Raw genomic sequence first — 25,978 nt, 5'->3', positions numbered from 1 at the left:
CATTACGCAACTATTATAAGCAGCCAACTTACGTTTCAAACAAAAGAATAGCTGTGAATCTCTAACTATTAGTTTATTGGGTTATGAAGGAGCAAAATTCACCATATTTAGATAAATTAAAGCAAAATTTATTCCAGATATTTATCTTAATTTTTATAGTTTATAGTACAATCATAGCTTCATTGTATAAATATTATAATGCTAAAGTTGAAATGGAAAAAACACAAATTCTACAAAACCAGTATAATAAAATACTAGCAGTAAGTATGAATAAAATCTCTTCTCTAGCGTATCATTTATCTAGCAATATTCAGGAAAAAAATGTTACAATCAATAGTAATGGTAGTGAACTTGAGATATGTAATGAGGCAGAAAAATGTATAAACTATAATCTTTTTAATTTTGGAGCATTATTGAATCAGCATATTCCGGAATTCATTTATTACAAAATAGAACTCAATAAAAAATTTCTTTATTCAAATATCAAAACTCAAAATTATCAAATAGATAAAATATATCCTATCAACGCTTCTAACCAACTTAATATTAGTTTGGCAATTAATAGTACATATTGGCATAAAGTAAAAGCAGATATTAAAAGACCATTTTGGATATTAACTGCATTTATTACTGCTAATCTTCTATTGTTATATTTTCTCTTTAAAAGCTTATTTAAGAGTTTCAATAAATCGTATGCATTACATTATCAAGACAAACATGCTACAGAATTAGAACAGCTTAAGTTTAATTATCAGCAGGAATTAAAAAATTGCAAGACCTCTTTAATGAGAAAAATTTGGAATAATGATTTCAATAAACAAAAAGATTTAGAAATTAATTGTTTATTTGCTCAGGAAGCTAATCAAATATCCTTGCTTGATAAGAGTTCTAACAATCAAGAAGATATGATCAAGGATTATAGGTTAAAAAACTTTGGTGATAAAGTACCTTGCTCTATACTTCTGTATCAAGAAAATAAAATAGAAGAAATTAATGCCAGTAAATTAGTTGACTTATTTACTGATAGATTTAATCAGGAAGACGAAAATATATCGGTTGAAATTTCAAGCAAAGCAAAAGTATTATATTTTGCTTCTAATGCAGCGTTGTACCAAATCATTTATAGTGTTATTAACTATCTATTTTTTTTGTTAAAAAAACAATCTTCTACTACCAAACACAATATTAGATTAACTATTGATGATATAAAACAAAAAATAGAGCTACGTTTTGAATATGACGGTTATCCTATAATGACAGCAGAAGAACTGCTCAAAACATCAAATCATTTTTTCAAAACGCATGCTAACCCTTTTTTACTTAATTTAAGTCAAGTATTTAATATATTAAGAGCTGATGGATTCAACTATAAAATAAGTTATAACCAAAGCAATATTATAGAAATCTATCCAAATGATTCAAGCATAAGACAGGAAAATAAAAGTAACCAACAACCAATAAAAACAGAAAATAATGTGATTATACTAGCTTCTTTAACGAGGAAGAAAAATGAATAAATATTTATTACCACTTATGGTATTATTTATAGTCAATAATTCATTTGCCCATACACAAATATCTAATTTGATCACTCCAGTTAGCTATTTTATTAATCATGAGCAACAAATTAAAATGCTTGAGAAACATTTAGGTAAATATAGACAAGCAAGTATAGTTGGTACAAGTGGTATAGGTAAAACTCAGTTAATTAGGATGTATACTTATGAGAATAAAAATAATTATGATCTAATCTGGTTGTTTGATTGTAACCTAGACCTGAATGAACAATTTGTTAAATTAGCCCAACAACTCAATATGGTCAAACAAACTAATATATCTGAGGCATTAACTCTAGCCAAAAAAGAAGTAATGTCATATTTAACTTCTACTAGTAAATGGTTATTGGTGTTTGATAATTTAAAAGTTAATGAAAATAAAAAAGTGCAAAACTTTATTGATTGTGAACATAATGGTCAGGTCGTGTTTTGTTCTCAAAATAACGAAAGATTACCTAATGTTATATTAATGACCTTATTTGATAAACCTACTATCGTAACTTTGGCTAATACTTTATTGGATAATAAAGATAAAAATAGTATCGAATTTTTAACGCAATCTTTTAGTGGTTATCCAATACTTATAGTTCAAGGAATCCAATTACTAAATAAAATTAAAGGTCTAGATAAAGAAGAATATAAAAAGAAAATTTATCAATCAACTGATAAAATAGCAACAAATATTAGTATGGCTATAAAGGAATTAAAGCCTAGTGCGGTAAAGTTACTTAATAAAATAGCTTTGATAAATAACCAAAGTTTCTCAAAACAATTACTTGCTATAATTACTGATAACAAGAATACTCTCGATGATGATATATACCAATTATCTAAGTTTATGTTGATTAGCAATATTGATTCTAATCAGGATAATCCTATTTTTGAAATGAATGATGTAGTTAGCAACAAAATAATGGGGATAAAAACAATAAAATATGTTTAGAGGATATTATTCTAAAATTACCTAAACTCAAAGGAGTGCATTCTGCCCATGTATGGAGAGCTACTAAGACTATATCCGAAAATTTAGAGATTATTTTTCAAAATGCTGAAAAATATAATATTAACATATATTTAATGCTTAACTTAAGATTGCAATTATTTGCCTCATATATGAATGCCTGGAATCTATACAAATCAAAGCCAATGGTTAACTGGTTTGAGCAAAAAGAACACGACGAACAGTTTAAATTTTGGCAAATGTCTACTTATCAAAAATTCTGTTACGCTAGATATTTAGTAGGAGTAGGGCTTTACAATAGAATAACATCGATAAATTATCAAAAAACTATTTCTTATTTAACTAAAGCACTTAAAGTTTTAGATACCCTAGGTGATGATTATGATTATATTTATTCTAAATTTAACTGTAGCTTAAACATTGCTCTAACTCATGTATATTTAGGTAATATAAAAACTGCTGAAGAAATTATTAACGAAATGGAGAAGCTATTTAAACATAGGATAGATGGAGGAGATATATTTATATTATATCATGTAAAAGCTAGAATATTTTTTATTCAAGGTAAATATAATGAAGCTTTAGAATACGTCAATAAAGGCATCGAGGTATGGAAGACGTTAGATCCTAATGATCTAGGTTTTACTAGAGATTATTTACTTAGGGCAGCAATATTAAGCTCTATTGGCAAATATCAAGAAGCTTATGTTCAAACTCAACAAGTATATAATATGCATAAATCTGTAAACCAAGAGGCATTAGGTTATATTTATACACAAATGGCAAAAAGTGAATTAGGATTAAATAAAATAGATATTGCTTTAGATCATATTAATAAAGCTATAACAATATTTTTAGCAGATGAACGTAGAAATCCTAAGAATATAGATCATTTGGAAGATCCAGATTTAGCAGCAGGTTATGTAGTACAAGGTGATATTTTACTTGCTCAAGGTAACATTAAAGGAAGTATAGAATCTTATAAAAAAGCTTATGCTATATACCACTATTTCTATGGGGATAAAAGTAAAAATGTTGTTCAAGTAAGTGAGTTATATAACAAAGGAGCAAAAGCAGCTTGTAAAAACAAAGATTTATATAATTATAAATTCTTTGGTAAACCACAAATTAAGGAATTTGGAATAAATCACCCTAATACTATTGCCATGTTTGAATATTGTAAACAATATGACATGGATTTATGGGTAAAGCAAGATTAAGGTTTGTGATATTTATCAATCATCCAATCTATAAATGTATTATCAACAGACTGTTTTTTCAGTGCATATTCATATACTTCTTTTATTAGAACTGTAAGATTTGTAAATGAAAAGTTTAAGTTTCTTTCAATTAACATATTAATTGTTGCACTAGTGGCTTTACTAAAAATTTTCATTTGATCAATAGTTAGCACTTCATGGCTTATTTCGTTATCAACAACAAGAGCTTCTAGGCTAATATCTAAGGCTTTTGCAATTAATTGTAAATTATTAGCACTAGGGTTTTTTGAACTACCATACAAAATGCTATAAACAGTATTTCTACTTAATCCAGTTTTTTTCTCTATCTCTACAGCATTTATATTTTTTTGCACCATTAATGAGCTAAGTTTGGTTTGTAAATTTGCCATAGATAAGATTCTATATATAAAATTAATATTTCTAGATAATAAGGTATAACCATCAAAAAGTAAATAACTAAAATAATTAATTATAATTAATTATTTTAGATCATGGGAGTTTGTAACACTAATTTTTAATGATCTACTAAAAAATTTAAATTACCCTGACCCCTCTTATAAACATTTATACTTGAATTTTTTTAATCTATCTGATATGTATTACCTTGGATAGGTGTCCGAGTGGTTTAAGGATCTAGTCTTGAAAACTAGCGTGCGGGCAACCGTACCGTGGGTTCGAATCCCACCCTATCCGCCACTGTGGTACAAGTCATCGTTTTTTTAAAAATATCGAAAGGGAAACGTAGAGAGGTCTCAAGTTTTTTGCTCCTGACGTTTAAGGTTCTGAAATACGAAATTTATCATTTTGCGTTTTTGAGGGCTTTCAGAACCCTTAAAAGTTTCATAGGCTTCAGATGCTAGAGTTATCAGCGTTGTAGCGGTATAATTTTTGTTTTTTTAGGTCTTTCTATAGGACTCTCAGTAGCATCAATCAAGACTACTTCATAATTCATATCACTCTTCATTAGAGCTTTACGACATGGAAGAGCAAAGTTTGGGTGTTTAACTAGGGTGTCTTCTACCCATTTAACAGCTTTATATGCTGAACTTTCACTAATCCCATAGTTCTGACCTATATGGAAATAAGTACGGTATTCTCTAAGATATTCTAGGCTCTGTCCAAAAAAGTGTGTAAATTTGAAAAATAGGTCACTAAATTTTGTTCAGTCTATCCTCAAATTTAATCATCAAATGAGCCATAGCTTCATTCCAATTTGGAATGGGCATAGTCCATTTTTTGGTCATATAGTCAATCGTTAAATATAAACTTTTAAAAACAGCATTATCGCTAGGAAAAACACGCTTATTATTTGTTACTTTACGTAATTGACTATTAACAGATTCAACTGAATTAGTGGTATAAATTACCTTTCTAATTGCCTCTAGATATCCTAGAAAAATCATTAAATTATCCCAATTATTATACCACGATTTGGCAATTTGTGGATATTGTTTATTCCATTTTTCTTCAAAAGATACTAAAGCTAAATGGGCTTGTTCTTCTGTTGCTGCCGTATATATCGGCTTTAAATCGCTAGCCACCTGCTTCTTATCTTTATACGACACATATTTTAAACTATTTCTAATCTGATGTACAATACATAATTGATGCTCTGTTTTTGGATAAACTGCTTCTATCGCCTCAGACATACCAGTAAGATTATCACTACAAGCAATTAATATATCTCTCAGCCCTCTATTCTTCATCTCCGTAAAATTACCAAGCCAAAATTTTGCTCCTTCATTTTCACTGATCCATAACCCTAATATATCTTTTCTGCCAGATAACTCAATCCCTAATGCAACATATATCGCCTTGTTGATTATCCTTTTGTCTTGCCTAACTTTTACTACTAAACAATCAAAAAATACTATCGGATATATCTCTTCTAATGGTCGGCTTTGCCAAGCTTTTACATCATCCATTACATCATCGGTGATCTGACTGATTAAGCTCTCACTTATTGCAACACTGTATAACTCCTGTAACTGCATCTTAATATCAGATACACTCATGCCTTTAGCATATAATGATTGTTTTCAACCAGTCTTTAATTGATCATCCGTACTTAAAGAGCTTGATTTTTCTTAAAGCAAAGGTACATAAATTGAAACATTTTGTTCTTGGAAATTATCAGGAAACTTATCCATCACCATAAAAGCTGGATTTTTATCATCAATTTTAATTGCCGATTTATTAAGCCATGCACCATAAATCTAGTGATATGCTACCCCCATGTTATTAAGTTTGCCAATATAATTAAATTTAGCATAAGTGCCTTTAGCAATAATAATTTCATTGCAACCTAGAACACCTTCCAAATGGACGATTCCAGCTGAAAAGCGTACTTGATCTTCTACAACTTCTCCATCGTGCGGGTTATCGTGTCCAACGGCTATAAAAGTACCTGTAAAATCATCCCCAAGCACTGCTTCATCTAAATGCTCTTTCAGAGTTTTCCATGCGAGTGGTGCGGCCTCAAAGTATAATCCTTGTTTTGTAACAGCTTGGATTTTGAATGCATTAATCTCGATAATTTCAGGCTCTTCTAGAGACACAGATTCAAGCTCATTCACTATATTCATTTTATTTCTTGCTAAACTCGGACTATAGCCAAAATTTTCTTTAAAACTTCTTGTAAAAGCTGAATGATCTTCAAAGCCACTACTCAGTGCAATTTCAAGTATAGACTCTTCTTTGTTTTGTAATGATCTGAATGCCCGCTCCATTCTAAGGCGTCTTATAAAATTTCCAGCAGAAGATCCTGTTGCATCAAGGAATAACCTTTTAAAAGTTGAAACAGACACGCCAATATTTTTGGCAATCAATTCAAGACTGATAGGTTCATCAATATTTTGATAGATAAATTTTATTGCCTTGATAAAGTTATTATTGTTAAGATAAGCCATAATTAATACCTCATTTGTTTACAATTAAGTTGAATATACCCTATTGGAAAGAGGCTTGCTGTGCAGAATAGTCCAAATCTGTAATGATACCCAAAAACTGGACTGCTAAAATTGTAAAATGATTAGTACTTTATCGTCAAAACCATCAAAACGTTTCTGGCGTTTGGGTAATATTGCTGGTTCAAAGGTATTATGCCTATCCCTTGGTACTTTTATCTCCACAGCCCCATGTTCGGAGAGCATTTTCTTGCTAGTTACACCATTACGATCATTATCATTGTCTGCACGACTGTATTTATCATAGCCTAGATGATTATTCATTTCTGACTGCAGTGCCTTCTCTATTAAGCGTTTGGTCAATTCTTTTAATAAACCTCCTTCTTTTAGTATCGTACTGACATCTGTATCATTATCTATTAATAAATCTACTGCTTGCTTTATTGATTCATTAGTTTTTTTATTCATGTAATTTCCCTTTTTGTTATATTTTTATATATAACCTATTCCAAAATTTACACACTTTTTTGGACAGAGCCATATTCTAAGACCATCAGCAACTGTTCCTCCAAATTGAGCTTATTTTTACGCCCTCCTTTTGATTTCTTAAGACCATCAGCTTGCCTCAAAATATCCACCATCTTTGAGAATGTTCTCTTCCTTACTCCTGTTAATCGACGAAATTTTTCATCCTCTAACTCTTTAATATGTTCGAATTTCATTATTACTTCAAATCAGATATTTATAACACCATTCTACACCATTGCCTAATTTCGAAAGAAGTCTATTTTTTGTTTTTTATAGTGTACTAGTGTTTTGTTTTATTTGCTCTCTTCGTTTTTCTTATTTATTTGATGAATTTATAATTGACAAAGATAAAATATCTTATATCAATAGTTTTATAAATTATAAACAAAAGAACATTAAATACGAAGATATTAAAGAAATCACTTTAAAGCAAAATTTTATTCAAAGGTGTTTTGAACTTGGAATAATTTCAATGACTACTAATGCCAGTATAGAGGGTGCAGGGATTGATTTTTTCAACTTAAAATCCCCATGAAGTTTACGAGTTGATTCAAGCAAGAATAGCTGAGCATAAGAAATCATAATTAAAATAACCATATGCAATAATAGGAAAAACAAATGAACCAAATAATAACGAATGACCATAATTCTTTGATAGAGGATATAAAACTTCTGATCACTCAAGCCAAGAACCGAGTAGCAAGAGTAGCAAACTCTGAGATGACTATGGTATATTGGCACGTAGGTAAGAGAATTAAGGAAGAAATCTTAAAAGATCAAAGAGCATAGTATGGAAAGCAAGTTGTCCAATTTTTAGCACAACATTTATCTCTAGAGTATGGTAAAAGTTTTTCTCGTATATCACTTGTAAGAATGATCCAATTTTATGATCATTTTTCGAATATAGAGATTAGTTCGACACTGTCGAACCAATTGAGCTGGAGTCATATAATAGAGTTATTGCCATTGAAAGAACAAAACCAAAGAGAATTTTACGCATATATGTGTATACAAGGTAATTGGAGTGTACGGCAACTTCGCACTAGCATCCATAAGATGACTTATGAAAGAAGCGAATTATCCAAGAAATCTGAAAAACATAGTGGACAAATCTTGTCGTTATTAAAATCAAATAATGAGTTAGTTCCAGAGTTAGTGTTAAAAGACCCATACATATTAGAATTTTTAAATTTGCCGGATGCACCTTATGAAAGTGATCTAGAAAGTGCTATTTTGCAGCAAATTGAACAATTTATTTTAGAGCTTGGTACAGGATTCTCATTTGTTGCACGTCAAAGGCGAATGACCATAGATAATGAGCATTTTTACTTAGATTTACTTATGTATAACCGGAAACTCAAAAGGTTAGTAGCGATTGAACTCAAAACTGGCAAATTTAAGGCAGAATATAAAGGGCAAATGGAGCTTTATATAAATTGGCTTAAGAAGTATGAGACCTTTGAAGGAGAAAACCCGCCAATTGGCATTATTCTCTGCACTGAAAAATCACATGCTCAAATTGAGCTTTTGGATGTATCAGCAAGTGGCATACATGTAGCAGAATATTGGACTGAATTGCCACCTATTAAGGTCTTTGAGAAAAAAATTCAGGAAATAGTCCTACAAGCAAAAAATCGATATGACCAAAAAGCAGTAGAAATAAAAAAGCATTAGTAAATTATGAATGTTATTAATCAAGAGGAAGCGGATATCAACTTTATGCCCATAAACTCCGCATGTTTGAACCTAACTATTCTACTTAGTTGGTTATCAGCTGTTATATTCTTGGCTGCTACTTCTGCTGGTAATTTATTCGTGCTACCGGTACTCTGCTCCTCACGTACATCATCGTCCGCTGCGGGTTGAGATTCCGTGGCTTCTTTAAATTCTTCAGCATAAGCGAGTTTGTCAAAGATATCTAATATATAATCACTCAATACCCAAAATCTTATGAGTTTGTAAGGAAAGGCGATGACCATACTTAATGGTCAAATCAATAGCTAACCGTTCATTTTCTTTATTTAGCAACAGATTATTTTGATCCATAGGCTGAATAAATACTGGTATATTATACTTGCTTTGTCCTACTTCTGGTATGTTAGAGTATTTGGGTATATTTTTAGCCACCAAAAATTTTAGGGCATTAATATGAGATAGTAAGTCATCTCTCAATAGTGCATAACCATTTTTCCCAGCTTTTGGTGAGCAAACTATATGGACTTTATCTGGAAGATCACGATATAATGTGCCATTAGTTTCAATTTGCACTATATAATCCAAATCTAATAATTTGTAGCACAATAATTCTATAGGTTGACGAAAAGGCTCACCACCAGTTATAACCACTAATTTGATATTAGATATCTTGCATAATTCTACTTTTGCTGGTAATTTGTGCGTGCTACCGGGACTCTGCCCCTCACGTAGATCTAAATACGCTGGGGATTGAGATTCCATGACTCCTGCAAATTCCCTAGCAGAAGCGAATTCTGCAAGAGGTCTATTAATTGCCAGTTTTTCAACTTCTTCGATAATATTGTTAATAGTTAATATATTAAAATCTTCAAAGTCGGTATCGCAGAAATTACAAGCAAGATTGCATCCGCCAAGCCTAATAAAAATAGCAGGCATACCTACAAAAGACCCTTCTCCCTGAATAGTCTTAAAAATACTTTTGATTTCTAGATTAGTTCCATCATTAAATATTGCTGGTCTTTTAGGATTTTGTCCAAACATAATATACTCAGGTAGAACTTCAAGAATTAAGGTCGTTGTGTCTAAAGATTTCAGCTGCCTAGTTACTCATGTACGCCTAGCTGCTCGACTTTGCTACTGCATAGCTCTTCTTGAAATTGACCTCTTCGTCTATATCAACTCTTGAAATCATAGCAGTATAAAAGCCAATTATTAGATTCATTGAGGAAGCAATATACTGACAAACTCAGTTTTTGATAAGTCAACTACAGGCTTTACAAGAACCTTTTCTGCATTTGCTTTTTTTACGTAACCTACCGTTATGCCGTAAGGGTAAATATTACCATAACCAGATGTTATAACTTTTTCACCTTTTTGGACAAGATGAGTTTTTGGTAAATAGAGTATTTTGCTACCATTACCATAACCACTCATGATACCTTTCTCTTTTGAAGATACGGTAGTGATCGGAATTCGAGAGTTTACGTCATTAACTAAAATTATTTTAGAGTAATTGTTGCTTACTTGTATTACTCGCCCAACTAATCCTTCACTGTTGGTAACTATCTGATCAACTTCCACACCATGTCTTACTCCAGCTGACACTAAAGCAGTTTTACTGAAGGGGTTTAATGAAACACTTAGTAATTTAGCACTGACATAGTTATATTGTTCTTCTTCTACAACTGATAGTAGTTTTTTTAGTTCTTTATTCTCAGATTGGATCAAATATATATTACTCTGTAACTTTCTTAGTCTTGCCACTTCTAATTGTAGTTCGATATTTTCTCTTGCTAAGTCTCGTAAATAAATAAAATTTTGGGTTATTAAATTAATTTGCTTAAATATGTTTTCATGAATTAGCAATCCACCAAAAATAACATGTCCAACGACTTCAAGAGAAATGGAAGAAAATCTTTTTGGAGCAGCAAGAAATAAGTAAAGTGAGGCGATAACAAAAAATAAAACGAAAACACGTCTCAAAGTAACAAGTATAAATCTAGCAAACTCTACCATTTTACTAGAACGCTTTATTCTGTTTGCAAGTAATGCCATTGGTTAATCTTGTTTAAATAACACATGCTTAAATTTTTGAAAATCTTCTAGTACTTTTCCCGTACCAAGAGCTACGCATGATAGTGCTTGATCAGCAATAATTACCGGCAGTTTAGTTGCTTCTTTTAGGACATGATCTAAGTTTCGGAGTAATGCCCCACCACCAGTCATAACAATTCCTGTATCTACAATATCGGATGAAAGCTCTGGAGGAGTGCATTCCAACGCCACTTTTACTGCTTCTACAATTTGACTAATTGGTTCAATTAGACTGTCAGCAATTTGTCTTTCGTTTAGTAGCATTTCTTTAGGGATACCATGGATTAAATCTCGTCCTTTAATTTCCATTACTCTTGGTTCTAAACTATCATCTACGTAAGCAGCTCCAATCTGCTTTTTGATTTTTTCTGCTGTAGCTTCGCCGATTAGTAAATTATAATGCCTTCTAATATAAGAAATAATAGACTCATCCATTTTATCGCCACCTACACGTACTGATCTAGCATACACAATACCACCTAATGATAGGACGGCTACTTCTGTTGTCCCTCCACCTACATCAACAATCATTGAACCAGTTGCTTCTGTTACTGGTAAGCCGGCACCAATTGCTGCTGCCATAGGTTCTTCTATAAGGTATACATCTCTACCTCCTGCACTCTCTGCTGCTTCTTGAATAGCCCTACGCTCAACTGGTGTAGAACCTGAGGGTACACAAATTATAATCATTGGACCAGTAAATGATCTACGATTATGTACTGTTCTGATGAAATATTTTATCATTTCTTCAGCTCCCTTAAAGTCGGCTATAACACCATCTTTTAGTGGTCTTTTTGCTTCAATGTCTGTTGGGGTACGTCCTAACATATTTTTTGCTTCCTGACCAAATGCGTATGGCTTAAATGCTCCGTCCACTTTAATCAATGCAACTACAGAAGGTTCGTTAAGTACGATTCCTTTGCCTTTGACATACACTAAAGTATTAGCCGTACCAAGATCTATGGCCATATCACATACAAATTTCCTGAAAAAGTTTGTTAGCATTTTTATTTCTCCAAAATCAAATCATTTTAACGCATCAGGTTTCTTGAGAATGCATAATAACAAAATTACTGAAAAATAATATACATATATTTGGCAATAAAATAGCTAAGAAAGGGGGGGGGGGCATTATATGCGAGTATTTTAAACAAAATCTCTAATAGGAAATAAATAATAAAACCTAGAAATAAGCCAATTACTAAGATTTTTTCTTGAGAATTATCACGTTGCTTGAGACTAAAAAAGCAGGCTGCTAAAATCACTGTGGTAGCCATAATTATAGGCTTAAATAATTGTTTATAGAAATAAATTTGATAGTTAGTTATTGGTAAACCAAATTCTACTAAATGTTTAATTGTATCTGGTAAATCCCAAATAGCAATCATCTCAGGATTTATAAAACTATTTAGTAAGTTACTTATTGATAAATTTGTTGGAACGGTAAAACGCTCATATTGTTTGACATTATAGTTATCCGAAATTTTTACAGAAGTTAGTTTTAAATTATTATCAACTAAAATAGCATATTCCCCATCAATTCTTTTTAAGAAATTATTTTTGTCATCTAAAAATAATATAATAATCTTATTTAACTTATTGTTCACTACATCAATAGACCCAGCCTGAATAATTCTTTTATTGCCTTGATAATTCTCAAAAAATAGTAAACCAAATTTTGATATTATCAAATTATTAGATGTCTTTTTACTCAATTTTGCTTCTAAAGATTCATATTTTTGTAAACCAAATGTACCAATAGGGTTGCATATAGTTATTAGTATTATACCAAAAATCACCGTTGCAAAAACTGGAACAGCAATAACCCTCCAAATATGGATACCATTGCATAAAATAGTTATTAGTTCGTTATGTTTAGTTAGTCTTTTTAGAAAAAATAACATCGCAATGAAGCTAAGAAGAGAAGCTACTTCATTAACTAAATAAGGTATTTTATATAATACAAGTTTCCAAAAAAAATGTGTTGGGATATATACAGCTTTAAATTTTTGCAAAAGGTCAAAGATATTTGAAAGAATTAAAACCCCGATAAGCAGAAGCAATATACCGATGAAATAGCTACAATATAGCCTGAGTAGGTAAATTGAAAGAGTTTTAAAATTAATCATTTTAAAATAAAAATTGGTGACCGTAGTGGATGATTTTACAACCAAAAGTGAAATAAAAACTATTATAAAACACTATTACTAATATAATAACTATATCAGTAATAATACTCGATAATCAAGTTTTTTTCTAAGTCATTGTCAATAACATGTTATTGACATTTGCTTCTAATTAATCTAGAGATATAATAAAATATAGTCTAATATTTATGGCTCGATATTATTATTAACTTGTTATGAATCATCTAAACCAAATATTAAAATCTGCACAAAGCAGAATAGAATCAACTCAAGCTCTATCAGAGTTGCAACAAATTAGGGTGGAGTTTCTTGGGAAACAAAGCTTACTTAACCAAGAAATGAGAAAGCTTGGTAGTCTTGAGCAAAATGATCGTAAAAAGTTAGGCGAGGCAGTTAATCTGCTTAAAGAACAGATTAGTAATTTGCTAGAAGCAAAACAAGCAGCCTTGGAGGAAATTGAATTAAATAAACGATTTGCTGAAGAAAAGACAGATTTAACAATTCCAGCTCGGCAGTATAAGAAGGGGAGCATACACCCCATTACCCAAGCTACTGAAGAATTAATTCAAGTATTTACAAAATTTGGGCTAACCATTAAGGATGGTCCAACTATTGAGAACGATTGGTATAATTTCACTGCCCTAAATTTTTATGAAGATCACCCAGCAAGGCAGATGCACGATACTTTCTATCTAAAGGCAAAAGAGGCAGAACACCACCTATTGTTACGTACTCATACTTCACCCATACAAATCAGGACGATGCAAAATGGTAAACCACCTTTTAGATTTATTGCTCCTGGTAGAACTTATAGGTCTGATTCCGATATGACACATACAGCAATGTTCCATCAGATTGAAGGTCTAGTACTCGATGAAAATATTAATATGGGACATTTAAAATACCTTATCACGGATTTTATTAAAGATTTTTTTGAACAAACAAATATTGAAGTGCGTTTTAGACCAAGTTTCTTCCCTTTTACCGAGCCATCGGCAGAAGTGGATATTAAGATGCAGGGTAGCAATAAATGGCTTGAGGTGCTTGGTTGTGGTATGGTTCATCCAAATGTTCTTAAAAATGTTAATATAAATAGTGATCTCTATCAAGGGTTTGCCTTTGGTCTAGGTGTTGAGCGTTTTGCTATGTTAAAATATGGTATCAAGGATCTCAGGCAATTTTTTGAAGGAGATATAAGATGGTTAAAACACTATAACTTCTCTGCTTTTGACTTGCCAACTCTAGCTGGAGGATTAACAAGATGAAATTTACTTTATCATGGTTAAAAGAATTCTTAGATACTGAGAGTACTGTTGCAGATATTGCTGACTGTTTGACCATGCTTGGTCTAGAAGTGGAAGAAATAATAGATAGAAGGACGGAGCTAAAAGATTTTGAAGTAGCTCACATATTATCTACTAAACCCCATCCATCGGCGGATAAACTTAAGATATGTCAAGTCCAAACTAATGAGGAAATTTTACAAATAGTTTGTGGAGCAAGTAATGCTAGGGAAAATATTAAAGTAGTACTGGCAAAAATTGGTTGTGAAATTCCAAATGGTAAATTTAAAATTAAAGAATCAGTAATTCGCGGAGAAAAAAGTTGCGGAATGTTATGTTCTGAAGAAGAACTATTAGTGGGCACTAATTCTGATGGTATAATAGAACTGATGCCCGATGCTAAGATAGGAGAGTCACTTATACAATATTATGGGTATGGTGATCCAATCTTTGATATTAACGTTACCCCAAATCGTGGTGATGCTCTTGGCGTCTATGGTATAGCTAGAGACCTAGCTAGCAAGGGTATTGGTACGCTTAAAGAATTAGAAGTGCCATCAATTGCTGGAGAATTTGAATCTACATTAACCTTGCAGGTAGAGAATAAAGAAGCATGCCCATTATTCTGCTTTCGAGAAATAAGAAATTTACAAAACAAGACAAGCCCTGATTGGTTAAAGCAATTATTGCAAAATATTGGGCTAAAACCGGTTTCAGCCCTAGTGGACGTCACTAACTATATATCGTATAGTTTCGGGCAACCAATGCATGCCTATGATAGAAGTAAATTATCAGATAAGCTGCAAATTACACTACTTAAAGAAAAAACTAAATTTCTAGCTTTAAATGGCAAAGAATATGATTTAGATGAAGAATCTTTGGTAATTCAAGATGATAGGCAAGTACTTACTCTTGCTGGTATTATAGGTGGAGATAACAGTAGTTGTGAACTTGGAACGCAAAATATTTTGCTAGAAGCGGCGTATTTCTCTCCTAAATATATTACTAAAACCGGCAGGCGTCTGCAGGTTGATACTGATTCGCGTTATCGTTTTGAACGTAATATTGATCAAAAATTTACCTTAAAAGCCTTAAATATTGCAAGTAAAATGATTTTAGCTATTTGTGGAGGTGAAATTTCTGATATAGTGTATAATGAAGGGTTTGCTTTTGTGCAAAAATCCTTGGACTTCCCTATAAATTGCCTAGCTAAAATAACCGGTCTAAACTTAAGCAAAACAGAGATTTGTAACATTTTAAAAAATCTTGGCTTTATTATAGTAGATATAGGCGATACTCTCAAACTTACCATACCATCTTGGCGACATGACATCACAATTAAAGAAGATATTGTTGAAGAAATTGTTCGTATTTACGGCTATGACAAATTAGAGCAGATTAAATTACCAGAAATGCAGCTAACAAGGATTATACCTAAGGAGCAACGAAGAATTTCTGATATTAAAAGAATTTTAGCCAGTTATGGGTATGATGAGGTAGTAACAAATTCATTCATGGATAGTGAAATAGCAAAATTATTTGCTCCAATAAAAGAGGAGTTATTTTTGCTAAATCCTATTAATGTTGATAATAATTATATGCGACCTAGCCTCATTGCAAATTTACTTAAATTAGTTCAAAAAAACTTAGCAAGATCAATTAGAGAAATTGCCTTGATGGAAATAGGCCCAATCTTTAACTCTTGTAAATCTGATGGTGAGTTAGTTTTTGTTTCTGCAGTAAGATGTGGACAATATAATGAAAAAGATTGTCATTCTGCAGCTCGCCCAGTAGATGTTTTTGATATTAAATCTGACTTAGAAAATGTTTTAAATTATGCAGGTCTACCGATTGATAAGTGTCAATTTGCTCCTATTGATTTACCTTATTACCATCCGACAAAATCAAGCCTTATAAAACTTGGTAAAAATGTTATAGCCTATTTTGGACAAATTCATCCCTCTATATTAAAACATTTTGATATTGACTGTCAGATATTTGCCTTTGAAATAGATATTGCCAATATACCATTTGCTAAAGCAAAATTTGCTAAAAGAGACGAGTTTATTGTTTCTGACTTCCAGCCAACCTTTAGAGACTATGCTTTTGTAGTTGATCTAGAGCAGCCGGTTAGCAAGATAATTGCTTATATCAAGAATTCTAATAAAAAAATGATAAAGTCTGTTGATCTATTTGATATTTATTCGGGAGATAAACTACCTTCCGGTAAAAAATCAGTGGCAATTAAGGTGCAATTTCAAGCAGATGATCGGACGTTAAATGAAGCAGACCTAAATTTATTAAGTCAAGAAATTGTTACAATTGTTCATGAGAAATTTCAAGGTAAGTTAAGAGAATAAACTCCTACTTTCAGACTAAATATATATCCAAAGAATGCTAAAGTAACCTAAGCATCGATATGAGATATGGATTTAACATTCTCGATGTTCCATGAAGGCACAACTGTTGGAAGCTAAAAAAATCGTCTAAACGCCGTTAAGCACCGTGGCAATCTTCATGATAGTCAAGACCTTCTTCACAAGATTGCCATGTCGCCGCTTGCAGCGACTCCTCGCAATGACGGTTTAAGCCTTACAACAGCACTTCGCTAATAGACGATTTTTTAACTTCCAACAGTTGTGATACTCACTCCACCGATCCTGCTACCCAATCCTCCTGAATTACGCGAATTCGGGATAAGAATTTGTCAATTCTTATCCCAAATTCGGTGAAATTATCGAAACAATCAGATTTGAGACTGCTCTGCATCTGATTGTTAAATTAATATTTTGCTAAAAACATGATTTTAATCTTTTAAAATCATGTTTTTAGCTTTAGAAAGGTTTAAAATGCATTTGCAAAACCGCTTTAAGAATGCATTTTTCCTTATATTAAAGCCAATTCGGGATAAGAATTGACAAATTCTTATCCCGAATTGGGGTAAATTGACTATATCTTAGTTTTTTGCTTCTGCACTAAAATTTCTACTTTGTTTCTTTGTCATTCGTTTATCCTAAGTATAATTTTTTATTCTATCTTATTACGAAACAAAACTACATGCTTTTTTGTCTAAATTTTTTAGCCCATTATATAAGAAGAAAAAACAAATTCTGACGACAAACTTATCAGGAAGAATCAATTCGTAAGCACTCTTATTAAACAAAAAGGGCTTTCTTTTTTAAAAGAAAACCCTTTTGTTTGAAGTAATAGATAAGTAAACTTAAAAGATTAGTTTAGAAGTTTACACGAACTTTTAAAGTACCTTGGTGACCAACATATTTACTAGCTAAATATGCATCGTAACCAGCTCCATACTCCATATTACCAGCTTTAGCAGTAACGCCTAAACCAAGGTTAAATAATGTTTTTGCCTCTTTGTCAGATCTAGTAGCAAACGAACTAGTCATACCATCTAATTTAGCACTAACTTTCCCTAAATTACCAAATAACTTTTGAGAAACAAAAGCATGGGCTTCAGGCATCACTGTAATACCACTAGTATCTACAGAAACTGCAAATCTAGTACCAAGCACAGCTTCAACTTTATTGTTAGTCTTCTTAGCAACGACCTTATTTACGTTGTCTGTACCAGTTTCTTTATAACCTTCATCGCTAGATCCTGTATAACGAATTCCAGCCATCGGTATTAATGACATTGTGTCAGACATTTTAGCATTGTAACCAAATAATACTTGACCACCGTAAGACAGAGAATCATAACTAGCTTTAGCAATTTGCTGACCACTAGCATTACGAGAAGTAGGCACTTTTCTAGGATCGCTATTCTTAATTTTATTTGAACCAAGAGAAACCAAACCTTGTACAAAGAAATTTTTATCAAGTTGTTGTGATCCATAAATAGAGAGCATCACAGTATTAATGTTTGTTTTCTCTCCAATTTTATAATCTTTGTATTTCATATCAGTTCTAACAATACTAACAGCAGCACCGATCATTAGATTTTCGTTTGCTAAAGCATCGAAACCAAGGATTCCACCAGCAGATTTCGTTTTATAGCCAACAACACTACCTTCACCCTTCTGAACAGCTTGATTATAGTATGGCATAGCCCATGCACCCATTGATTCACCAGCTACATCATCAGAACCACTACCTACAGGTTTTTGTTGTTCATCAACTTGAGCAAGTCTTGCTCCCACTAAACTAGCAATCCCAGCATTAGTATGTTCGACAGCATCAGTCACTAATGAATTCTCAGCGTTTACAATTCTTTTTAGTGCTTCACCACGTACTTTTGGGTCTTGTGATAACGTACCAATATCAGTCATAGCAGCTAATGCCTCACGACCAAGCAAAGCAGCATTTTCCTGATCTTTATCATCACCACCAGCATCTTTCATATCAGCTGGAGCTATAGTTGCAGCATCATTTGAACGCAACAAGTAAACATCTTTATCATCTTTAGTAGAAACAGTCCACTTTACATATGCTTGATTTGTTGATTTTGCTACTGTTAGAGGACCAAATCGTGCATCATTACCTAGAATTAGATATTTACCATTGCTAATCAACTTGTACTCTTGATCCGCCGCTAATTGAGCTTCATCCTTCACGACTATAAGATTAACTGGTACACTAGCAGCCACCTCTATAGGAGTATTAACTTCTATAGAACCAAGTTTTCCATCTGCAGTTAAGGTAGTTGCAATAGAAGTCTTAGGACCCCATGTAGAATTTACGTCATTTTTGTTATCTTGGAATATTAACTTACCAGAGTTCAAATTCATATTGGCATTAACATGTGAAGTACCACTAATTATGTTGTTATCAGTAATTACGATATTTTCAGTACCGAAGTTAACTACTTCTGCATACATAGCAGCATTCTTCAAGCCTACTTTTTTATTGCCATTAAATGTTATAGCCTTAAAACGATCATTCTCTGTACCAAGCTTAGTACTAATAATAGCAGCATTATCTGTGAAGTTAATCTTATTATCTGCTCCCTTACTGGTCATAGCAGCTGTCAAAACAACCTTATCTTTAAACTCAGCTACAGAACCACCATCAACACTACCAACTTGTAGTCCACCAGCTACTTTTCCACCAGCTGTGTACTTCAATTTGTCATTAATAATAGCATTACTGACATAAGTATCACCAAAGTTTTCGGTATTTACTTCAAAAGTTGCAGCTTTTAAGTTGAGCCCGCTAGAACCTAAACCATAAACCTTATCAGAACCAGCCTTAAAGTTAACAGTACCTTGATTATCAGTTGTAGTTGTTACACCAGCAAAGAAGTCTGTAGTAGTAACATTTAAGGTATTATCTCCAGCAAATTGTAGATTAACCAAATGTTCCTTATCACCAATATGGTTAGGTTTACTAATAGTGTGATCAATAGCTGATAATATAACTGTAGGTCTAGCACCTTTAGAACTCGCACTATCAAGAGTACTATCAACACTTATCCCATCAAGTCTCATATTTGAAGCTAAAGTTAAGCTTGCAGCAGTTGCAAACTTAATATTGCTAAATTTTAGACCGTTATCAGCCACTAATTCAACATTACCACCATGCAATTCTAAGGTAGATATACCGTTAATAGCACCAGCATTAGCAGCTGCTGTAGTAGTGAATTTTACACCAGTACCAACACCAGCATCATTAACAAATTTCAGTGTTCCCTTACCAACAACTGCTTTAGTAGTATAATCACCATCTACAACTAATGTAGATCCGTCATCTGCTAATTCTATATTTTCGCTGAAAAAGCCTTGACCCGATGTAATTGCCTTAACACCAGCATTTACTTTGAGACTTTTAAATTTCCTGGTTGATGTTCCTATGTCGCCTTTTAGAGCAGCATCACCAGCAAAAACTAGATCACTTCCACCAGAAGCAGTTATACTATTAGCAGTAATATCATTACCTTTATGAAGAGTAAGAGTCTTATCGTTTGCTGTAAACTTGATTTCCTTTACTCCCTCGTCCTTAGAGGTTGTTGTATTATATAAGTCAACATTCTCACTAATTGCAAATGTAGCTTCCCCTGCATTTGTCAAAGCTCCAAAGGCATATTTAGCATTATTAACCTCCATCTTAACTGTTGAAGTTCCACCACCAAAATCAACTCCAGCAATATTAACCCATTCATTGCCAGGTACCAAGTTAAAGGCAGGTTTTTGTCCGTTCAGTAATAATTTCTTTAAAGCCTTAGAATCATTACCAGCAGGATCCGTACCAATAATGCCAGTAATATTTAAAGTACTCTCCTTTTTCATTTCAGTTGCATCAATAGTACCACCACTATTATTAGCAATCATTTTAGATGTAATGGTTACATCACCTGCGTTATTAGTTAATTTCAATGTTCCACTATCAGCATTATCAAAGATACTAGCAGCATTAATCGTAGCACCACCAACTTTTACTGTGCTATCCTTAGGGATGATAATATTACCAATTGTTGGAACACCAGCAGCACAAATGTCACCAATGTCACCAGTAATTTCAGCATCACCCTCAAACGTTAAATTTGAAGCAGCATTAACATGAACCTTAGCAGCAGTGTGATTAATATTACCGATCAGTTTATAATCCTTAGCAAATTTAAAATGTGTATTAGCCACAGTTCCTCGTAGTTCAGTGACAGTATGCTGTCCTGACAATTCTAGAAGACCAGGTTGTGTATTTTCAATTGCAACTAATTTGTTTATTACATCAGCTTTTAATACACCATCACCTGTAAAAATTATCGTTCCAACTTGAGCTGCACTATTGTTTACGTCAGCATGAAAGTTTCCTTCAAGTTTTTTACCAGCTGCCACAGTAATTGTACTATCAGGTATATTATGGAAATCTGTTGTACCAAGATTACTATGTTCGCTTAGAGTTACATCTGACTTTGCTGTTATCATGTTTGTCTTACCCTGAACTCCTACATCAACTTCACCTTGTAAATTGATAATCCCACCGCGTAATTCAAGCTCTTTAGTATATACTCCTCCTGCAATTGTTGCAGCACGAGCATTAGTAGCAGTAACTATGAATTTTTTAGCTCTATTCTCCTTATTTATACCAACTACGGCACGACCTGCAGCATTAGGAATAAGAGATCCAGCTACCACAGTAGTATTGAAATGAATTATACCATCTCCATCTTTATTATTACCACCAAGAGATCCATGCATAACTTTAAAGTCAGTAGCAGGAACACCAGCAGCAGCACTAGAAGTAAGTAACAATGTACCATTACCATTATCACCAAAGTTGATTGTACTACCATTTCTTTGTTGCAACTGTAATATAACACCAGCACCACCACCAGTTCGAGTAGAATCGAATTCAACAGTGCTACCATCAGAGATGTTAATTGTGTGGGCTGTGGCAACTTCCGAGTGAACAAATTTTGTATTAGCACCAGCATTGTTAATATTCAATGTTGCATTTACACCGTTAAGAACTTTAAAATTCGTAAATACGATGTCAGTATGAGCAGTAGGACTAATATTCAAGGTAGCACCAGCAACTGCAAAATCGACCTGACCTAAAGCAGTATAAGTGTTAGCAGCAGCAGCAAAAGCATGACCATCAGCGACAACTGCTGATGTACCGGTTAAGGTAAGAGTATGACCAGCACCGAATGTAAAACTTACCGCCTTATTATTAGCACCAGTATCAACGATAGAACCAACAGTGAGATCTGCATTGATCGTTACAGCAGCATCAGTCTTGTTATTAACATTAATTGCTTGAATCCTCCGAATCTGATTAACATTAACTACATGATTATCAGCACCAAATTGAATTGATTGACCATTAACCGGACCGGCAGCAGCAGCACCACCACCACTAAGCCACTTATTATCAACAGCAACAGCATTAACAGGGGCATCAGCATCGTTAGTAATCCTAGTAAGAGCACCAGCAAATGCCGTATTACTTCCACCGACTATAACTGAAGCAATAGAAGCAGTCGCTAGCAAGTTTTTCAAAAAACTGCTTTTTTTACTTTTATTATTCATAATTTTTTCCTATTTAAGTTAATTCATTTTCTAAATACAGTTTCTTAGAGCAATTAGTTTCAAAAGTTATTTATGCTCGATGTCATTCCCGTGCAGGTAGAGAAATCTAAAAAAACAGCCTAGCAGACTATATTAAACTTTTCTAGACCCATACTTTCGCAAGGGTAACCATCGGAATGCACAGGGATGATCCTACGCAATCATAATACCTTAAAAACCTTTTTAGAAATATCTAAACACGCAGCTACTATATATGTAAAAATAATTAATTACAAGCTACTTGACTATTTTTTTGATAAATTTCTATCAACTGTGTTATATTTGAAACAGCTATAGAAATTTGTTATACATGATAGTTTGACTTACTTGACTCCCAAACTTTCTTCCAAGCACCAAACAAACCGCTGTGCATTTGTGATAACATAAACAAACTGTTGCGGTGATTTATCAATCTTAAGGCATAGGCTAAAATGAATCCTTCTTTAAACCATATAATACTGAATTCGATGTAACAAGTTACATCGAATTCAGGTTAAATTACCCTAGTTTTAGATATCCGCGTTATCGTCAACTATTACAACACCTGTTAAAGATGATGTCTCTTCATTATTGTCTAAACGATCGTCTGATTCTGCTAAGTCAGCTAATGCTAATGCGTTATGACCCAAACGGCTTACTCCACCACACAACTTCTTGATAGCATATATAGCAACACCTCCACCAACACCTATAATAGTTACAATAGAAGATATCAGACCTGAGATTTCTCCTATTGACATTGTGCTACTAGCAGGATTATTAGGATTTGATTCCTTAGGAGTATGCTTTTCTGTAATAGAATCAACAACTACATCAGCAGCGATTGGTTCTGGTTTCTCAGTAAGATTTTTCTTAGGAGTAGTAGTTTTTCCAGCAGAGAAAGCAGTAGACTTTGTCGTAGTAGTACTAGACTTCACGTTAGTAGTAGGCTCTGTCGTACTAGTACTCACGGTAGTAGGAGTAGTAGACTCTGTCGTACTAGTACTCACGGTAGTAGGAGTAGTAGACTCTGTCGTACTAGTACTCACGGTAGTAGGAGTAGTAGACTCTGTCGTACTAGTACTCACGGTAGTAGGAGTAGTAGACTCTGTCGTACTAGTACTAGACTTCTCTGTAGTAGGAACAGTAGTCTCTTTCTTAGCAGTAGTTGAAGTGGAGGAAATAGTAGACTCTGTCGTAGTAGTACTAGATACATCCGTAGTAAGAACAGTAGTCTCTTGCTTAGGAAGAGTCTCATCAGTAGTATGAATATCACGCTTCTCTCGCTTGTTGTTGGTAGTATGGTCTTCCTCAGTACTAGACTCTTTCTCAGTAGTACTAGACTTTATTGTAGAGGTGGACTCTTTATTAACTTGTCTATTTTCTTTTAGTACCTTTAAGAGTTTTTTTAATATCTTACGTTTTATACCTCTGTCTACGTCCATTTCAATAATCTGAGTACCTACAAGTTTTGGTATAATATCATTTACCCCTTCATCACTCATATTGTTAGATGATATATCTAGTGCTTTAACCTTAGTGCTGCCTTTTTTAAGTGATTCTATAAAACCTATTGCTTTTTCATCGCCTATTCCATTATATGCTAGATTTAATCTAGTAACTTCAGTACCTGTAAGCATTGTTCCAAAGTCTATTCCTTTTATACTACCATGTAGTATACTTAATACTTTAACATTACTACCTCTAAGAATTTTTCCAATCTCTTGTGCTTTTTGACGAACAGTCGGAACCTCCCATAGACATAATTCAGTAATATTACTATTTTCGAGTTGTTCTTTGAGTATGTCTATGTCTAGATGATGGCTGAAAGTTAACTTTTGACCATTATTACCTAGTATAATATTACCATCAGTATTATGTAGTATAAGACCATCACCTACTGCACGTTTTCCCCTACTAAGAGATGAGTCATCACTATGTTTTGTCAGCTTTTTTGATTGGGCATGGTTTTTGCTAGTTGCAGGAGTAGCATCAAAAAGAATAGGCATCTTCCCAATGGCACTTGTTACTCCACTCAATAAGCCATTTGGAGTACCTGTCGAGATAGCTTTTTGAAAGGGAACGGTAGTAGGAGAGACGCTAGAAAGGGCGGTAAGCGCGGTAAGAATAGGCAATAAAGCTCCAATAGGAGTATGTGGTATAGCTCCATTAATAGGCTCTATAATATTAATAGGGTCTATACTATTCTGCTCTAGAAGATTAAGTGCATAATTAGGTAAGTCATCTATGTTTGGTGTATTCTTTTCTTGTATGTTATTCCCATTTTTACTAAATAAGAGTGCTTCAATATCTTGTTCTTCTAGAAACTTCCCCTGACTCTTCCGATGCTGATTAACCCAATTTCCATTACTATGCTTATTAATACGTCCCATATTTTTTCTCTCCAGTTTATTACAGATTATTAAAAATTTATTTACTATAGGATACTATTAGAATAATATCTGTTAACTAATGTCAAGCAAATAATAACAATGTCTTTAATATTTAGGAACTTTTTTGTAAAATAACTTAGTCTAGATAGCATTCATGTAATCTGAGTTCGATGTAAGACATCGGTTTAATAGCCCCGATGTCACCTCTAACAGAGATAATACTGATAATTTGTTACATCGAACTTAGGTTAAATTACCTTATATTTGACAACAAATTTTTGCTCTTGAATAAACTCATGATTAGCTATATCTTGAATATATCTACCAATAATATAACTCTTTTTATTATAGTTATTTAATAGCCTAGTCATGATTCTCTACTTTTTTTGATAATACTTCATCAAGTTCTTGCATAAGATCTTCAGGGAGTTGTTTTACTTTATTGGGAGATTCTTGAGATTGTGATTTTTCTAACACATTTGTAGTACCAATAATCTTTGATTTTTTAGGTAATTTAATGAACTCCAAACTATCTTGTGGTAGAGTTCTTATAAGATTTTTACTTAAATTATCTAGATACGATGTAGTCACAGATTCCTTAAGCCATTTTGGATATTTATCAATAGTGGTATTTTGCATAACGTCTTTTAGGGTTTCTGCTTGTAAGTAACTGTCAGAAAAGAAAATTGTTAGGACTAGGAAGATACCTAAACAAATAATCATACCTCTAAGCATGCCGGCGACTAAGCCTAGAGATCTGTCAATGACCCCACCACTTATAACAGAGATCATCAAAAGAAATTTACGGGTTACAAAAGAGCATATGATTAGAGAGATAATATAGGAAATAATCCCAGAGGTAACTACCAATGCAATGTGGTTATTAAAATATCGAGTAATAATGGAAATAGTATATGGAGATAGGTAATAGGCAAAAAGAATTGAGACTATAAAGCCAAGTAAGCTAATAGTAAGCTTTATTATTCCTCCATATGCCCCGAGCATCGATGAAGTAGTAATAATTGCCAATATTATTATATCAAACCAAGTAAACATTAGACTTTTTAAAAAATTACTTTAAGTTTAGAACAGAAGTTGATTATATTTACTATCATGTTCAAAATTTTTTAAACCTCTCAGATGAAGTTTCAAAAGAGGTCTATTGAAT

The 25,978-nt window shown here is 32.9% G+C and carries 19 protein-coding genes, 1 tRNA gene and 4 pseudogenes; 9 read left to right on the top strand and 15 right to left on the bottom strand.

Annotated elements, in window-relative coordinates; all coding sequences use genetic code 11:
- The first annotated feature begins 212 nt into the window (after positions 1-212).
- The 3 genes from AAGD26_RS07015 to AAGD26_RS07005 are packed head-to-tail and all read left to right on the top strand — an operon-like array spanning position 213 to position 3,737.
- A complete protein-coding gene (locus AAGD26_RS07015) occupies positions 213-1,517 on the top strand; it encodes a hypothetical protein (RefSeq protein ID WP_341751653.1) in 1,305 nt (434 codons plus the stop codon).
- Positions 1,510-2,499 (top strand): hypothetical protein, encoded by a 990-nt coding sequence (locus tag AAGD26_RS07010; protein ID WP_341751652.1) that lies wholly within the window; start codon positions 1,510-1,512, stop codon positions 2,497-2,499. The genes AAGD26_RS07015 and AAGD26_RS07010 overlap by 8 nt, the downstream gene beginning before the upstream one ends.
- 35 nt (positions 2,500-2,534) lie before the next feature.
- Entirely contained in the window at positions 2,535-3,737 is a 1,203-nt protein-coding gene (locus AAGD26_RS07005) for a hypothetical protein (RefSeq protein ID WP_341751651.1), read from the top strand.
- Here AAGD26_RS07005 and AAGD26_RS07000 read toward each other — a convergent pair.
- On the bottom strand, positions 3,734-4,147 hold the full coding sequence (locus AAGD26_RS07000) for a helix-turn-helix domain-containing protein (RefSeq protein WP_341751650.1): 414 nt from the start codon (positions 4,145-4,147) through the stop codon (positions 3,734-3,736). The genes AAGD26_RS07005 and AAGD26_RS07000 overlap by 4 nt on opposite strands.
- A gap of 217 nt (positions 4,148-4,364) precedes the next feature.
- Here AAGD26_RS07000 and AAGD26_RS06995 point away from each other — a divergent pair.
- Positions 4,365-4,454: transfer RNA gene (locus AAGD26_RS06995), tRNA-Ser, on the top strand.
- 196 nt (positions 4,455-4,650) lie between these two features.
- On the opposite strand, the pseudogene AAGD26_RS06990 reads toward AAGD26_RS06995, so the two are convergent.
- The 5 genes and pseudogenes from AAGD26_RS06990 to AAGD26_RS06970 all read right to left on the bottom strand — a co-directional run.
- Positions 4,651-4,872 (bottom strand): annotated as a pseudogene (locus AAGD26_RS06990) (helix-turn-helix domain-containing protein); the annotation flags it as partial.
- A 37-nt stretch (positions 4,873-4,909) separates the two neighbouring features.
- Positions 4,910-5,773 carry an IS256 family transposase gene (locus AAGD26_RS06985; RefSeq protein WP_341751649.1) on the bottom strand — a complete coding sequence of 288 codons (864 nt, stop codon included), beginning with the start codon at positions 5,771-5,773 and terminating at the stop codon, positions 4,910-4,912.
- Between the two features lie 201 nt (positions 5,774-5,974).
- Positions 5,975-6,667, bottom strand: coding sequence for an AraC family transcriptional regulator (locus tag AAGD26_RS06980; protein ID WP_341751648.1), 693 nt, complete (start codon positions 6,665-6,667; stop codon positions 5,975-5,977).
- A 105-nt stretch (positions 6,668-6,772) separates the two neighbouring features.
- Positions 6,773-7,132: a transposase gene (locus AAGD26_RS06975; RefSeq protein WP_341751647.1), complete on the bottom strand. Its 360-nt coding sequence runs from the start codon at positions 7,130-7,132 to the stop codon at positions 6,773-6,775.
- Positions 7,133-7,203: 71 nt separating this feature from the next.
- Positions 7,204-7,386, bottom strand: a pseudogene (locus AAGD26_RS06970) (IS5/IS1182 family transposase); the annotation flags it as partial.
- An 89-nt stretch (positions 7,387-7,475) separates the two neighbouring features.
- Between AAGD26_RS06970 and AAGD26_RS07325 the strand changes: the two are divergent.
- From AAGD26_RS07325 to AAGD26_RS06955, 3 genes and pseudogenes are all read left to right on the top strand, one after another.
- Positions 7,476-7,727, top strand: a complete 252-nt coding sequence (locus AAGD26_RS07325; protein ID WP_410520616.1) for a PH domain-containing protein — start codon at positions 7,476-7,478, stop codon at positions 7,725-7,727.
- An 83-nt stretch (positions 7,728-7,810) separates the two neighbouring features.
- A pseudogene (locus tag AAGD26_RS07320) lies at positions 7,811-8,203 on the top strand (DUF1016 N-terminal domain-containing protein); the annotation flags it as partial.
- The gene (locus tag AAGD26_RS06955; RefSeq protein ID WP_341752343.1) at positions 8,195-8,866 is read left to right on the top strand and encodes a PDDEXK nuclease domain-containing protein; all 672 of its coding nucleotides are present in this window, start codon (positions 8,195-8,197) and stop codon (positions 8,864-8,866) included. The pseudogene AAGD26_RS07320 and the gene AAGD26_RS06955, both read left to right, overlap by 9 nt.
- A gap of 20 nt (positions 8,867-8,886) precedes the next feature.
- On the opposite strand, the gene AAGD26_RS06950 is transcribed toward AAGD26_RS06955, so the two are convergent.
- The 5 genes and pseudogenes from AAGD26_RS06950 to AAGD26_RS06930 all read right to left on the bottom strand — a co-directional run bounded on the left by AAGD26_RS06950 (position 8,887) and on the right by AAGD26_RS06930 (position 13,110).
- Entirely contained in the window at positions 8,887-9,129 is a 243-nt protein-coding gene (locus AAGD26_RS06950; RefSeq protein WP_341751645.1) for a palindromic element RPE1 domain-containing protein, read from the bottom strand.
- On the bottom strand, positions 9,122-9,928 hold the full coding sequence (locus tag AAGD26_RS06945; protein ID WP_341751644.1) for a radical SAM protein: 807 nt from the start codon (positions 9,926-9,928) through the stop codon (positions 9,122-9,124). Before AAGD26_RS06945 ends, AAGD26_RS06950 begins: the two co-directional genes overlap by 8 nt.
- A 177-nt stretch (positions 9,929-10,105) precedes the next feature.
- Positions 10,106-10,942 carry a rod shape-determining protein MreC gene (gene mreC, locus AAGD26_RS06940; RefSeq protein WP_341751643.1) on the bottom strand — a complete coding sequence of 279 codons (837 nt, stop codon included), beginning with the start codon at positions 10,940-10,942 and terminating at the stop codon, positions 10,106-10,108.
- Between the two features lie 3 nt (positions 10,943-10,945).
- Positions 10,946-11,986, bottom strand: a complete 1,041-nt coding sequence (locus AAGD26_RS06935; protein WP_341751642.1) for a rod shape-determining protein — start codon at positions 11,984-11,986, stop codon at positions 10,946-10,948.
- Between the two features lie 34 nt (positions 11,987-12,020).
- Positions 12,021-13,110: pseudogene (locus tag AAGD26_RS06930) on the bottom strand (LptF/LptG family permease).
- Positions 13,111-13,343: 233 nt separating this feature from the next.
- Between AAGD26_RS06930 and pheS the strand changes: the two are divergent.
- Complete coding sequence (gene pheS, locus AAGD26_RS06925; protein WP_341751641.1) at positions 13,344-14,393, top strand: phenylalanine--tRNA ligase subunit alpha; 1,050 nt, start codon at positions 13,344-13,346, stop codon at positions 14,391-14,393.
- Positions 14,390-16,771: a phenylalanine--tRNA ligase subunit beta gene (gene pheT, locus AAGD26_RS06920; protein ID WP_341751640.1), complete on the top strand. Its 2,382-nt coding sequence runs from the start codon at positions 14,390-14,392 to the stop codon at positions 16,769-16,771. The genes pheS and pheT overlap by 4 nt, the downstream gene beginning before the upstream one ends.
- Before the next feature lie 873 nt (positions 16,772-17,644).
- Here pheT and AAGD26_RS06915 read toward each other — a convergent pair.
- The 4 genes from AAGD26_RS06915 to AAGD26_RS06900 form a co-directional block, all read right to left on the bottom strand.
- Positions 17,645-22,399, bottom strand: coding sequence for an autotransporter outer membrane beta-barrel domain-containing protein (locus tag AAGD26_RS06915; protein WP_341751639.1), 4,755 nt, complete (start codon positions 22,397-22,399; stop codon positions 17,645-17,647).
- A gap of 548 nt (positions 22,400-22,947) precedes the next feature.
- Positions 22,948-24,810, bottom strand: a complete 1,863-nt coding sequence (locus AAGD26_RS06910) for a hypothetical protein (protein WP_341751638.1) — start codon at positions 24,808-24,810, stop codon at positions 22,948-22,950.
- A gap of 248 nt (positions 24,811-25,058) precedes the next feature.
- The gene (locus AAGD26_RS06905; RefSeq protein WP_341751637.1) at positions 25,059-25,181 is read right to left on the bottom strand and encodes a hypothetical protein; all 123 of its coding nucleotides are present in this window, start codon (positions 25,179-25,181) and stop codon (positions 25,059-25,061) included.
- Complete coding sequence (locus AAGD26_RS06900) at positions 25,174-25,866, bottom strand: CvpA family protein (RefSeq protein ID WP_341751636.1); 693 nt, start codon at positions 25,864-25,866, stop codon at positions 25,174-25,176. The genes AAGD26_RS06905 and AAGD26_RS06900 overlap by 8 nt, the downstream gene beginning before the upstream one ends.
- Between the last annotated feature and the right edge of the window lie 112 nt (positions 25,867-25,978).

Origin of the sequence: Candidatus Tisiphia endosymbiont of Piscicola geometra (assembly GCF_964026415.1) — a bacterium.
GTDB lineage: Bacteria > Pseudomonadota > Alphaproteobacteria > Rickettsiales > Rickettsiaceae > Tisiphia.
This window is presented reverse-complemented; position numbering and strand designations above follow the sequence as displayed.